The following is a 13,546-nucleotide window of genomic DNA, read 5'->3' on the forward strand; positions in this document are numbered from 1 at the left end:
GGCTGGTGAACGGCCGCGCCCATGACATGTCCACCGCCCAGACCTGCGCAAGTGGCACGGGTGCCAGTTCTGCATGCGATTCGGCCGATCCCAGCTGCACACGCGGCGCAGGTGTCAGTTCTGCAGGTGATTCAGTCGGTCCCGGCTGCATATGTGGCGTGGGTGCCAGTTCTGCAAGTTTGGGACAAGCCCAGGGCTGGTGAACGGCCGCGCCCATGACTCGTCCCCAACACCACCAACACCCGCGCCACCGCAACACCGGCCCCGGGGGATCAACCCCCGGGGCCGGCGTGCGCGGTCGAAACAAATCCGCTCAGCTGACCACGTTCGCCAGCATCTGGTCGCGCAGCTCGCGGCGGCGCTTCTGCTCCTCGGGGTCCGGCACCGGCACCGCGGCGATCAGGCGCTTGGTGTACTCATGCTGCGGGTTGTTCACGATCTCAGCGGTGGGGCCCACCTCGACGATGTGACCGTGGCGCATGACGGCGATGCGGGTGCTGAGCATCTCGACCACCGCCAGGTCGTGGCTGATGAACAGGCAGGCGAAGCCGTATTCCTGCTGCAGGTTCTGGAACAGTTTCAGCACGTTCGCCTGCACCGACACGTCGAGGGCCGAGGTCGGCTCGTCCGCGATCAGCAGCCTGGGCTGCAGGGCCAGGGCACGGGCGATGCCGATGCGCTGGCGCTGGCCGCCCGAAAGCTCGTGCGGGTAGCGGTTGCGCATGGCGCGGGGCAGTTCGACGCTGTCGAGCAGCCGCTCCACCCGGTCCGAGAGGGCCTTGCCCTTGAGCTTCTCGTGCAGGAACAGCGGCTCACCGATCGACTCACCCACCGGCAGGCGCGGGTTCAGTGACGAGCCCGGGTCCTGGAAGACAATGCCCACCTCTTTGCGGAAGGGGAACAGGTCTTTCTGGCGGGCATTGGTGATGTCGCGACCATTGATGGCCAACTTGCCCTCGACCACCGGCAGCAACGCCACCGCGGCGCGTCCAATGGTGGTCTTGCCCGAACCCGACTCACCGACCAGGCCGACGACCTCGCCCGGGTCGATGCGCAGGTTGATGTCCTTGGCGGCGCGGAAGGCCGGCCGGCGACCCTGCTTCGGGTACTCGATGGCCGCATGCTCGAACAGCAGCGCCGGCTTCACATCCGCCGGCCCCTCGGTCAGCGGCACCGACTTGCCCTCGTCGGCGACCAGCGTGGTCACTGTCGCATGGTCATGCCCCTCGGTCGTCGAGCCCAGGTGGGGCACGGCGTCGAGCAGTTGCTTGGTGTAGGGGTGCTGCGGGTTGCCGAAGATCTGCTTGGACGAGCCGTGCTCGACGACCACACCGTCCTTCATCACGATGATCTTGTCGGCCATGTCGGCCACCACGCCCATGTCGTGGGTGATGAGGATGATGCCGGCATCGACACGGCGACGCAGTTCGTTCATGAGTTTCAGGATTTCGGCCTGCACCGTGACGTCGAGGGCGGTGGTGGGCTCGTCCGCGATCAGCAGCGCCGGTTCACACGACAGCGCCTGGGCGATCATGATGCGCTGGCGCTGACCACCCGAGAGCTGGTGCGGGTAGGAATTGAACCGCACCTCGGGCTCGGGGATCTCGACGAGCCGCATCAGCTCGAGCGCCCGCTCCCTGGCGGCATGGGGGCTCATCACGAAATGGTTGCGCAGCGTCTCGACGATCTGGAACCCGACCGTGTACAGCGGGTTCAGCGCCGTCATCGGCTCCTGGAAGATGACCGCGATCTCTTTGCCGCGGATCTCGCGCAGCTTGGTGCCGGTGAGCCCGACGAGTTCGACACCGCGCATCTTCGCCGAGCCGGACGAGCGGCCGTTGGGCGGCAGCAGGCCCACCAGCGACATCGACGACTGGGTCTTGCCCGAACCGGACTCACCGACGATCGCCAGCACCTCACCGGCCTTGACGGTGTAGTTCAGCTTGTCGGCGGCGGTGAACCAGTCGTTGTTGACCCAGAAGTTCACGCTGAGGTCCTTGACCTCGAGGATCGTCTCACCACGGGCGACGTGGCTGTCTGACAGCACCTCGATCGAGGACGACTTGAGGGCTTCGGTCGAGTTCGCCGGGGTGTCCTCGTCCGGCGTTGGCAGGCTGGCGGCGGGGGTCTCGACGGGTTCGGCCCACTCAGCGGCAACCTGGTCGCCGGGGATGCCCTCGCCGGCGGTGTTCTCGTTCTGGGGGTTCTCGCTCATGCGCCTGCTCCAGTCGACTCGACAGCGGGTGTGGTGTTGGCAGCTGCGGCCCGCTTCTCACGTTCTGCGAAGGCGCGGTCCATCTTGCCCTGCGACGGGATCCGCTTGGTGCGCGGGTCGAAGGCGTCGCGCAGGCCGTCACCGATGAAGTTGACGCTCAGCGCGATGAGGATGATGAACAGGCCCGGCCACCAGAACAGCCACGGACGGGTCGAGAATGCGCCCTGGTTGGCCGAGATCAGTCGGCCCAGCGAGATCGCGGGCGACTGGATGCCGAAGCCGAGGTAGGACAGGGCAGTCTCGAGCACCACGGCCGTCGACATCAGCAGCGTGATGTTGACGATGATGATGCCCATCGCGTTGGGCAGCATGTGCTTGGTGATAATGCGGAAGTTGCTGGCACCGGCCACTCGGGCCGAGTCGACGAACTCGCGCTCACGCAGGGACAGGAACTCCGCACGCAGCAGACGGGCCATGGTGGGCCACAGGATCAGGCCCAACGCGATGGCCAGCTCGACCGGCATCCAGTCACGGATGAACCGCTCGATCCACGGCGCGGCGTTCAGCTTCTCGGGCAGCGTGTAGACCAGCTTGCCGAGCACGGCGCCGATGACGATCACCGGCAGGGTGATGACGGTGTCGGTCAGGCGCATCAGCAGGTTGTCGACCCAGCCGCGGTAGTAGCCCGCGAGCGAGCCCACGGTGACACCGACCAGCAGCACGATGATGCCCATCACGATCATGACCATCAGCGAGGTCTGGATGCCGGCCATCACCTGGGCGAAATTGTCGTAGCCGATCTCGTCCTGGCCGAAGGGGAACTCACCGAAGATGAACCAGGAACCGGCCGAGCCGCCGAGCCAGCTCGGGAACTGCATGGTCGGGGTACCACCGTTGACCACGTTGAAGATCTCGTTGGGGTCCTGGTGGTGGTAGAAGCCGTTGAACTTGCCGCCGCCCGGCTTCAGGTCGAGACCCATGGTCAGCAGGCTCACCAACGAAATGATCGCCAGGGTGCAGACACCGAAGATGGCGCCCAGGTGACGACGGAACCGCCGCCACACGATCTGGCCCTGTGACAGGCCCTGCACCTCTTTGGCCTCGCCCACGCCCTCACCACGCCCGTGCGCCGAGGCGAACTCGTGCTCGTCGACGATCGGGCCTTCGTCGTGGACGAAGGTCTCACCGGCGGGGGAGGAGTCGCCGGGCTGCCCCCGGGTGGCGGACATGCGGTCGAGGTCGTCGGGACCGTGGAAGTTGTTGCTCATGCGTTCACCCGAATTCGCGGATCGAGGAGGCCGTAGAGGATGTCGGCCAACAGGTTGGCGGTCATGGCGAGCGCACCTGTGATGAGGATGTAGACCATGACGGGATCAATCTGGTTGGTCTCGAGGTGGTCGACGAAGAACTTGCCCATGCCGGACCAGCCGAAGATCGTCTCGGTGATGACGGCACCACCGAGCAGGCTGACGATGTCGACGGGGATGATCGAGGCCAGCGGCATCAGGGCGTTGCGCAGGGCGTGGCGCACCACGACGACCCGCTCCGACAGACCCTTTGACCGGGCGGTGCGGATGTAGTCCTGCGAGAGCACCTCGAGGGTCGCGCCGCGCTCGTAGCGCACATAGCTCGCGAAGCTGATCAGCACCAGCGCCAGGGTCGGCAGTAGCAGGTGGGTGAACCGGTCGATGTTGACCAGCCAGTAGTTCTCGTCGAAGCCGGGGGTCACCGAGCCGATGGTGGCGATCGGGCGGCCCCGGATGGCGCCGTTGTTGAAGTAGGAGTACCACCACTGCAGCATCTGGTCGAGATACATGCCGGCGGCCATCAGCACACCGGTCAGCGCGGCGCCGCGCATCGAGACCCCACGGTCGTCGCCGCCGAACAACCAGCCCACCAGGCACCCGATACCAATCGTGAGCAGCAGCATGCCCAGAATCAGTGCAGTGCCGACCGACAGGCCGGGGAACAGCTTCGACTGCATGGTGTCGGCCAACTGGAAGAACACCTGCTGCAGCGGGAAGTACAGCGCGACACCGATGGCGGCCGTCGTGAGCGCCGAGTACAGGGCCCGGCGGTTCTTCAGGCCGGCGAACAGCAGCGTCATCGCATACGCGGCGCCGAAGCCGATGATGGCCACGCCGACCACGCCGAGGCTGGGGTTGCTGATCCAGTCAGTGACGATGGCCAGCGTCAGCAACCCGAACGTCACCACGAAGGCCGAGGCAAACGTGATCAGTTTGCGCTTCATGGTGCCGCCGAGCGCGCCCGCCCAGAAGAAACCCGCGATCAGCCCGACCGCGACCAGCAAGGGCCAGTTCGGCTGGGGGTCGGCGAGGTAGTCGTTCAACCCGATGGCCAGGTACTCCTTCAGCAGCACCGCGACCCAGAAGACGGGCAGGGCGTAGAGCACGAACGAGACCAGGGTGATGGCGTAGTCAAAGGTGGTGTACTGGCGCAGCGCCGAGATCACACCAATGGTCACACCGATGAGCAGGGCCAGGAACGTCGAGGCGGCGACCAACTGTACCGAGGTGAGCATCGCCGGGCCCAGCATGTCGTTGACCCGCTGGCCGGTGGCCCAGGCCTGCCCGAAATCCCAGTGCAGCAGGATGGACTGCAGCCAGTCCCAGTACCTCACATACCAGGGCTCGTCCAGCTTCAGCAGGGCGATGCGCCGGGCGATCAGGTCTTCCTTGTTCAGCGCGGTCGACTCACGCAGGTCTGACAGGGGATCAAGCGCGAGGGACAGCAGGCCATAAGCGACGACCGAGATCACAAGGAGGATCGCGAGCGCCGTGACGATGCGTCGCAGCAGGAAGCGAATCATGCGCACCTTCGCAGTGGACAATGCCCAGGTGTTGGGCGATGGACGGTACCCCGGGATGGGGCGGCGGTCAGGGATCCTGACCGCGGCGCGCGATGACCATTCATCGAACGCACGGTGACGGGCAGGTGTCCGAAACCGGATAGATTCTGCCCTACCTTAGCGGCGTACCGGTAGTTTGGCCGGTTACGGCTTGGCGAGGACGGGCCGACAAGGGCCTCGCCATGACTGTGGGGCGCCCGGTCTCCCGGACGCCCCACGAGTCCATCATGCTGGCTGTGATCGCCCTGACGACGATGCGTCAGGGATGGTCACTGGCTCAGGCGGTTTCCCACTGCCAGAAGTTCCAGAAGATGGTCGGCGAGATGGTGGTCTTGCTGACGTTCTTCAGGCCCGAGTCGTAGGCGGTGATGCCCGGGAACTGGAAGATGGTGACGCCGAAGGCGTCGGCCACCAGCTTGGTCTCGACCTCGATCACGATCTCCTTCTGACGTGCAGGGTCGGTGGTGACCAGCAGCTCGTCGTACAGCTTGTCGATATCGGCATTCGTGTAGCCGCCGTAGTTGTTCTGGCCGTTGGTGATGAAGTTGGCCTGCGACTCCGCCACCGCGGTGCTGGTCGACTGCCAGCCGAACAGCGACGCGTCGTAGGACTTGTCACCCAGCTTCTGGCCCCACTGCGGGTTGCCGTTGTCGACGACCTGGAAGCCGGCCTTCTCGGCCGATGCCTTGATCAGGGCGAACTGTGCCTCGCGGCGCTTGTTGCCCTTGCCGTACAGCAGGCGGACGGGCTTGAGGGTGCCACCCACCTCGGCGAGCAGCTTCTTCGCGCCCTCGGTGTCGGGGTTGGCGTAGGTCTTGTTCATGCCGTTGGCTGCGACGGTGTCGTCGTAGTTCGGCGAACCCGGCAGGTTGATGTAGGAGTTGCGGACGTTCGCATCAGGCATCAGCGGCTTGATGATCTTGTCCACGATCTCCTGGCGGGGGATGGTCATCAGGAAGGCCTGACGCACCTTGCGGGCCTTCTCGGCGTCGCCGCCGTAGGTGGCCGGGTCGAACGGACCGCCGTTGTTGAAGGTCAGGTCGACGTGCTCGTAGGTGCCCTCGTAGCCGGTCTCGGTGGTGATGCCCTGGGCGCCCTGCAGCGACTTCAGGATGTCAGCCGTCGACTGGGGGCTGATGATCTGGACTTCCTTGTTCTTGAGGGCCGAGACGGCAGCCGCGGGGTCCTCGTTGTAGCGAACGGTGATCTTGTCGACGTTGGGCACGTTGGTGCCCTCGTACTTGTCGTTCTTCTCGAGGGTGACGTACTGGTCCTTCTTGAAGTCAGTGATCTTCATGGGGCCGTACTGCACCAGCAGCTCGGGGTCCTTCGGCATCTCGACGAAGTTCCAGTCCGTGTTCCACGAGTTCGAGATCTTCGAGAGCGACGCGTTGTCCTTGTTCTTGAACGCGTCGATGATTGCCTGGGCGCCCTTGGTGGCATCGGCCTCGCCGAGAGCGCGCTTGGCGACGATGTGCGCCGGGATGTTCACCGAGGCGTTGGCGCCACCGATGAGGGCCTTCTCCCAGTCAGCGTAGGGCTTGGAGTAGGTGTAGGTGATCGACTTGTTGTCGTCGCCCACCTCAGGGAACTCCGTGATCAGCGCGAGGCTGGGGCTCGAGGAGTCGAAGTAGACGTTGGAGCCTTCCACCTTCTTGATGGTGCCGTCCTCGTTCTGCAGGCCCGAGGCGTCCTTGACCGTGTTGAAGTTACCCGACACGGCGCCGTAGTACAGGATCAGGTCGGCAGCGCTGACGGGGGTGCCGTCGCTCCACTTCGCCTTGTCAGACAGGGTGAGCTTCACCTTGAGGGGGTTGTCCGAGACCTTCTCGTAGGTGCCGAAGCCCTCGTTCTTCACGAGGTTCAGGTCCTTGTCGTAGTAGTTGAAGGTGTCGTTCATCATGTAGATGATGTTGGCGTTGGCCGTCGCGGTGCCGAACGAGGTGTTCGAGTTCAGCGAGTAGAGCGGCTGGTTCCACATGACGCTGACGGCGCCGCCCTTCTTGGCGCCGGTCGATGCGGACGTGTTGTCAGTACCAGTCTTGTCGGTCGAGCCGCAGGCCGTCAGCGCCAGGGAGCTGGCGACGACGACGGCTGCGAGCCGCATGAGCTTCTTGCCCAATGTTCCTCCAAAGGCATGGACCCCGTCCCCATGGAACGGAAGTCGAGTCGTGGCAGGAACCGTATACCCCTCAACGCGCCAGCGATACAGCGGGGGGCAGCCCGTGAGTGGATTGTTACAAACCGCGCGATCTGGGGCCCCGGCGGTAACGGCACGGTCACGACTGGCTGCGTGTTCGCTGTGTGTGGCTGCCGGCAGGCGGGCACGGGCCGTGGACGACGCGCAGCGGCCGACGGCCGGGGGCGGGGGGCCGGGAACCTGCACACCTGGCGCCGGGGGCACGTGTGCAAGCCCTCGGAGCGTTTCGGGTTGCGGTTGTGGCATCAGCGTCACGTGCGCAGGTCGGCGGGACATGCTCGCTCGGCGACTGGACGACGCTCCCTCTGGGGGCGCCGCGCTGCCCTTGGGGTGCACGACGCTCCTTCACGGGTTGCCGCGCTCCCTTTGGTGCCGGGTGCAGGGGGAGCGGCGCGCGCCCCAAGGGAGCGTCGTGCACCTGAGGTGGCGCGTCGTGCACGTGAGGGGGAGCGTCGTGGGCGTGTGCGGTGCGTCGATGCGCCGGGCCGAGCCCGGTTCGGTTGCACACCTGGCACCAGCGTCACGTGTGCACGCCCTGGGCTCGTCCGGCTTCTCGGCAGCGCCGTGGACGACGCACAAGCGGCCGACGGCCGGGGTTCAGGCGCTCGACTGTGCACAACTGGCGTCGGTGTCACTAGTGCGGCTCGAATCGGCGGGTCGACCTGCGGACGCGACACGTGTGCCACTTGTGCAGGTCGGGCTGCCTCTGGCGGGCAGGCCGTGGACGACGCTCGGCGGGTGACGACGGGGGGCCGTGCTGGCGAACGTGCACAACTGGCACCAGCGTCACGTGTGCAGGCGCTGGGTTCGTCCGGCTTCTCGGCGGGGTGGCGGAAGACGCGCAGCGCCAGACGGCCGGGGGCGGGGCCCGGGAACCTGCACACCTGGCGCCGGTGGCACGTGTGCAAGCCCTCGGAGCGTTTCGGGTTGCGGTTGTGGCATCAGCGTCACGTGTGCAGGTCGGCGGGACATGCTCGCTCTGCGACTGGACGACGCTCCCTCTGGGGGCGCCGCGCTGCCCTTGGGTGTACGACGCTCCTTCAGGGGTTGCCGCGCTCCTTTTGGGGCCGGGTGCAGGGGGAGCGGGGCGCGCCCGCAGGGAGCTTCGTGCACCTGATGGGGAGCGGTCGTGGGCGTGAGGGGAGCGTCGTGGGCGTGTGCGGTGCGTCGACGCGCCGGGCCGAGCCCGGTACCGGTGCACACCTGGCACCAGCGTCACGTGTGCCGGCGCTGGGCTCGTCCGGCTTCTCGGCAGCGCCATGGACGACGCGCAGCGGCAGGCGGCCGGGGTCCGCGAACCCGCGAACTTGCACAACTGGCACCAGCGCCACGTGTGCGCCTCGATTCGGCGGGTCGGCTTGCGGACGTGACACGGGTGCCACTTCTGCAGGTCGCGCTGCCCCAAGGGCCAGTCCATGGACGACGCGCAGCGGCCGACGGCCGGGGTCCGCGAACCCGCGAACCCGCGAACCCGCGAACTTGCACAACTGGCACCAGCGCCACGTGTGCAAGCCCTCGGAGCGTTTCGGGTTGCACACCTGGCACCAGCGTCACGAAAGCGGCTCGATTCGGCCAGTCCACCTGCGCACGTGACCCGGGTGCCACTTGTACACGTCGAGTTACCCCATGAGCCCAGCCCATGCTCGTCCACGCCGCAGAAACCCTGCCCGGCACACGCGAATTTCCCCTGACCGGCCCCGGCGTGCCGAAAACCCTGCACCCGCGCAACCATTCCCGGCTGACCGCCCCACCTGCACATGACGACCGGGCTGAACCTGGTGTGGGAACTTGTCCTCGAGTTGATAAGCTGCCCGGGCTGCCGTCTGGCGTGCCCGCATACGGGTGCGCCTCGCGTCACGGGTGCTGCGGCGCCTGCCGATCGATCACGAGAGAAGAGCCTGGATGCTTTCCGCCTTCGCCAACGTCTGGAAGTCGCCAGACCTGCGCAAGAAGATGCTGTTCACCCTGATGATCCTTGCGATCTTCCGGCTGGGCTCGGTCATCCCGACCCCCAACGTGAACCTGGCCCGTGTCGACCAGTGCCGCCAGCTCGCCGAGGCAGGCGCCCAGGCCGGCCTGTACTCGATGATCAACCTGTTCTCGGGTGGCGCACTGCTGCAGTTGTCGATCTTCGCGCTCGGCATCATGCCCTACATCACCGCGTCGATCATCCTGCAGCTGCTGACGGTCGTCATCCCGCGCCTGGAATCCCTCAAGAAAGAGGGTGCCGCCGGCACCGCGAAGATCACCCAGTACACCCGCTGGCTGACGCTGTTCCTGGCCGTGCTGAACGCCACCGCGTTCGTGACCCTGGCCGTCAATGACCAGCTGTTCCCCGGCTGCACCGGCATCGTCTACAGCACCGACATCTTCCCGATCATCGTGATGGTGCTCACCATGACCGCCGGCACCGCCGTCATCATGTGGATGGGCGAGCTCGTCACCGACCGTGGCATCGGCAACGGCATGTCGATCATGATCTTCACCCAGATCGCCGCGCAGTTCCCCGCTGCGCTGTGGGGCCTGAAGGCCGCCCGCTCGGGCGCCAACGGCTGGTTCGTCTTCGGTGCGGTGCTCGCCATCGCCCTGCTGATCATGCTGGCCATCACGTTCGTCGAACAGGCGCAACGCCGCATCCCGGTGCAGTACGCCAAGCGCATGGTCGGCAAGCGCCTGATCGGCGGCACGACCACCTACATCCCGCTCAAGGTGAACCAGTCCGGCGTCATCCCGGTCATCTTCGCCAGCTCGATCCTGTACCTGCCGGTGCTGTACTCCACCTTCCGTCCCGAGAGCCGGTTCTCGCAGTGGATCGCCACGAACTTCGCCACCGGTACGCACTGGACCTACAACACGATCTTCTTCATCCTGATCATCGCCTTCTGCTACTTCTACATCTCGATCACGTTCAACCCCGTCGAGATCAGCGACAACATGAAGAAGTACGGCGGCTTCATCCCCGGCATCCGTGCGGGCAAGCCCACCGAGGACTACCTGGCCTTCGTGCTGAGCCGCCTGACCGCCCCCGGCTCGCTCTACCTGGCCGCCATGGCACTGATCCCGACGCTGATCTTCATCGCGATGGGGGCCCAGCAGAACTTCCCGTTCGGCGGTGTCAGTATTCTCATCATCGTCGGCGTGGCCCTTGACACTGTGAAGCAGATCGAGAGCCAGCTGCAGCAACGCAATTACGAAGGGTTCCTCAAGTGAGACTGCTCATCATGGGCGCCCCGGGTGCAGGCAAGGGCACCCAGGCCTCGCGCATCGCCGCGCGCTACGACATCCCGGCCATCAGCACGGGCTCGATCTTCCGCGACAACCTCGCCAACGGCACCGAACTGGGCCTGAAGGTCAAGGCCATCATGGATGCCGGTGAACTCGTCTCGGACGAGATCACCGATGCCATCGTCGCCGACCGCCTCGACCAGGACGATGCGGCCCACGGCTGGCTGCTCGACGGCTACCCCCGCAACCTGCACCAGGTCAGCGCCCTCGATGAGGTGCTCGACGAGACCGGCACGACCATCGATGCCGTGCTCTCGCTGCTCGTCGACGAGGATGCCGTGGTCGAGCGCCTGCTGAAGCGCGCCGAGATCGAGGGCCGCTCCGACGACAACGAAGCGACCATCCGCAACCGCATGCAGGTCTACGCCGCCGAGACCGAGCCCCTGCTCGAGACCTACCGCGACCGCGGGCTGCTGGTCGAGGTCGACGGCATGGGCCAGGTGGACGACGTGACCGAGGCGATCGTCGAGGCCCTCGACGACTTCCTCGCCGAAGACTGAGCGCATGTTCGGACGCGGCATCGAGATCAAGACCCCCGACCAGCTGAAGGCGATGCGCCGGGCCGGTCTGGTGGTCGCGCGCACGCTCGTGGCGCTGGGTGAACACGTCGCCCCCGGCGTCACGACACGCGAACTCGACCTGCTCGCGCGCGACATGCTGGCCAGCGCCGGCGCCGAATCGTCGTTCCTGGGTTATGGCGCCAGCTGGGGCCCGCCCTTCACGGGGGTGACCTGCATCTCGGTCAACGATGAGATCGTCCACGGCATCCCCGGCGACCGGGTGCTGGCCGAGGGGGACCTCGTCTCGGTCGATTTCGGCGCCATCCTCGACGGTTGGCACGGGGACGCCGCACGCACCTTCGGGGTGGGCGCCATCAGCGCCGAGAACGCTGAATTGTCCCGCATCACCGAAGAGTCGATGTGGGCCGGCATCGGCGCCGCGCACCTGGGGGCCCGCATCGGTGACATCGGCGCCGCCGTGCAGTCGTCCATCTCGTCGGCCGGCGACTACGGCATCATTCGTGAGTACACCGGCCACGGCATCGGCACCGAGATGCACATGTCGCCCGACGTGCCCAACTGGGGCAAGAAGGGCCGCGGCGCGCGCATCGTCGAGGGCATGGCCCTGGCGATCGAACCGATGGCGACGCTGGGCACCGAAGAGACGGTCGAACTCGACGACGAATGGACCGTCGTCACCGCAGACGGGTCGTGGGCCTCGCACTGGGAGAACACGGTGACTGCCACCAAGCACGGCATGTGGGTGTTGACCATGCAGGACGGCGGCGAGCAGGCACTCACCAGCCGTGGCCTGCCGTTCGGCCCGCTGGCTGACTGAACCTGCGCATTGGCCAGGCCGGCAGTGACGCTGTAGGATTCAACTACCTGCGGGGTTCCGACCCCGCCTGCGTCGTAGAACGCGTCCTCCTTCACCGGGAACCTTTCCGGGTGAAGTTGAGGAACTTGTCCACGGCGAACGATCGCGACACCTCGCGCTCGCCGACTGCGTAGTCGTCCTTCATCGGTTCGGGCCCTGCCCGATTTGATGGCGGTGCGCTGCGCCCTGCAGGAAATGACACATGACACAGCCCACCTTCGCCGAACTCGGCGTGCCCACGGTCCTCGTCGATGCCCTCACCGGCATGGACCGGCCAACCCCCTTCCCGATCCAGGCCGACACCCTGCCCGACACCCTTGCGGGGCGCGACGTGCTGGGTCGGGGCAAGACCGGCTCGGGCAAGACCCTCGCCTTCGCCATCCCGCTTGTCGCCGCGCTCGCCGGACGACGCAATGCCAAGCCGCGTGGACTGGTGCTCGCCCCCACGCGCGAACTCGCCACCCAGATCACCGCCACCATCGAGCCCCTGGCCAAGGCCGTCGGGCTCAGCGTCACCACGATCTTCGGTGGCGTGCCGCAGCACCGCCAGCAGGCCGCCCTGCGTCGCGGGGTCGACATCGTCGTGGCCTGCCCCGGGCGCCTCGATGACCTGGTCAAGCAGGGGATCGCCCACCTCGACCAGGTGCGCGTCACCGTGCTGGACGAGGCCGACCACATGGCCGACCTCGGATTCCTGCCCGTGGTCACCCGCATCCTCGACAAGACCCCTCGCGGCACCCAGCGCCTGCTGTTCTCGGCCACGCTCGACAACGGTGTCGACAAGCTCGTCAAGAAGTACCTGGCCGACCCGGTGCTGCATTCGGTGGACGAGGCCAACTCGACGGTGGCGAAGATGACCCACCACGTCTTCGAGGTCGACGATGCCGAGAAGGCCAACCTGGTGCGCACACTGGCGTCGGGCACGGGCCGCCGCATCCTGTTCACCCGCACCAAGCACCAGGCCAAGAAGCTGGCCCGCCAGCTGACCGCCAGTGGTGTGCCGGCCGTTGACCTGCACGGCAACCTGTCCCAGAACGCCCGCGACCGCAACCTGGGCGCGTTCAGCGACGGCTCGGTGAAGGTGCTCGTGGCCACCGACGTCGCCGCCCGCGGTGTGCACGTCGACAATGTCGAACTCGTCGTGCATGTCGACCCGCCGGTCGAGCACAAGGCCTACCTGCACCGGTCCGGACGCACCGCTCGGGCGGGCTCGGCCGGCGATGTCGCCACCATCATGCTGCCCTCGCAGCGCGCGGACACCCGCCAGGTGCTGCAGCGTGCCAAGATCACCGTGGCGGCCCAGCGGGTCACCGCCGGGGCCGAGCCAGTGGCCGCCCTGGTCGGTGAGGTGGCGCCCTATGTCAAGCCGGTGACCGGTGGGCCCGGCGTCGGCAACGAGCCGCGCCAGCCGCAGGGCCCCGGCCGTGCCCGGGCTGCCCAGGGTGGACGTGCCCAGACCGGACGTGCCCAGACCGGACGTGCCCAGGCCGGACGTACCCAGATCGGGCGTGCCCAGGGCGGGCGTGACCAGGGACCTGGTACCAGCGGTTCCGCGTCACGCGGTGGCCGTCCGGGCGGACGCCGCCGCGCCGCCTGAGTC

At 66.7% G+C, this 13,546-nt stretch carries 8 protein-coding genes; 4 read left to right on the forward strand and 4 right to left on the reverse strand.

Annotated elements, in window-relative coordinates; translation table 11 throughout:
* Positions 1 to 313: 313 nt before the first annotated feature.
* The 4 genes from ACQCX5_RS10925 to ACQCX5_RS10940 all read right to left on the reverse strand — a co-directional run bounded on the left by ACQCX5_RS10925 (position 314) and on the right by ACQCX5_RS10940 (position 7,206).
* Positions 314 to 2,215 carry an ABC transporter ATP-binding protein gene (locus ACQCX5_RS10925; RefSeq protein WP_434542059.1) on the reverse strand — a complete coding sequence of 634 codons (1,902 nt, stop codon included), beginning with the start codon at positions 2,213 to 2,215 and terminating at the stop codon, positions 314 to 316.
* The gene (locus tag ACQCX5_RS10930) at positions 2,212 to 3,483 is read right to left on the reverse strand and encodes an ABC transporter permease (RefSeq protein WP_434542060.1); all 1,272 of its coding nucleotides are present in this window, start codon (positions 3,481 to 3,483) and stop codon (positions 2,212 to 2,214) included. The genes ACQCX5_RS10925 and ACQCX5_RS10930 overlap by 4 nt, the downstream gene beginning before the upstream one ends.
* Entirely contained in the window at positions 3,480 to 5,045 is a 1,566-nt protein-coding gene (locus ACQCX5_RS10935) for an ABC transporter permease (RefSeq protein WP_434542061.1), read from the reverse strand. Before ACQCX5_RS10935 ends, ACQCX5_RS10930 begins: the two co-directional genes overlap by 4 nt.
* 316 nt (positions 5,046 to 5,361) lie before the next feature.
* Positions 5,362 to 7,206: an ABC transporter substrate-binding protein gene (locus ACQCX5_RS10940; protein ID WP_434542062.1), complete on the reverse strand. Its 1,845-nt coding sequence runs from the start codon at positions 7,204 to 7,206 to the stop codon at positions 5,362 to 5,364.
* A 1,980-nt stretch (positions 7,207 to 9,186) separates the two neighbouring features.
* On the opposite strand from ACQCX5_RS10940, the gene secY reads away from it, so the two are divergent.
* The 4 genes from secY to ACQCX5_RS10960 all read left to right on the forward strand — a co-directional run bounded on the left by secY (position 9,187) and on the right by ACQCX5_RS10960 (position 13,543).
* Positions 9,187 to 10,494 carry a preprotein translocase subunit SecY gene (gene secY / locus ACQCX5_RS10945; RefSeq protein WP_434542063.1) on the forward strand — a complete coding sequence of 436 codons (1,308 nt, stop codon included), beginning with the start codon at positions 9,187 to 9,189 and terminating at the stop codon, positions 10,492 to 10,494.
* Entirely contained in the window at positions 10,491 to 11,069 is a 579-nt protein-coding gene (locus ACQCX5_RS10950) for an adenylate kinase (RefSeq protein ID WP_434542064.1), read from the forward strand. The genes secY and ACQCX5_RS10950 overlap by 4 nt, the downstream gene beginning before the upstream one ends.
* 4 nt (positions 11,070 to 11,073) lie before the next feature.
* Complete coding sequence (map, locus tag ACQCX5_RS10955; RefSeq protein WP_434542065.1) at positions 11,074 to 11,907, forward strand: type I methionyl aminopeptidase; 834 nt, start codon at positions 11,074 to 11,076, stop codon at positions 11,905 to 11,907.
* Positions 11,908 to 12,148: 241 nt separating this feature from the next.
* The gene (locus ACQCX5_RS10960; protein ID WP_434542066.1) at positions 12,149 to 13,543 is read left to right on the forward strand and encodes a DEAD/DEAH box helicase; all 1,395 of its coding nucleotides are present in this window, start codon (positions 12,149 to 12,151) and stop codon (positions 13,541 to 13,543) included.
* Positions 13,544 to 13,546: the final 3 nt, after the last annotated feature.

The sequence above is a fragment of the Aestuariimicrobium sp. G57 genome, from assembly GCF_050110855.1.
Classification (GTDB): Bacteria; Actinomycetota; Actinomycetes; order Propionibacteriales; family Propionibacteriaceae; genus Aestuariimicrobium.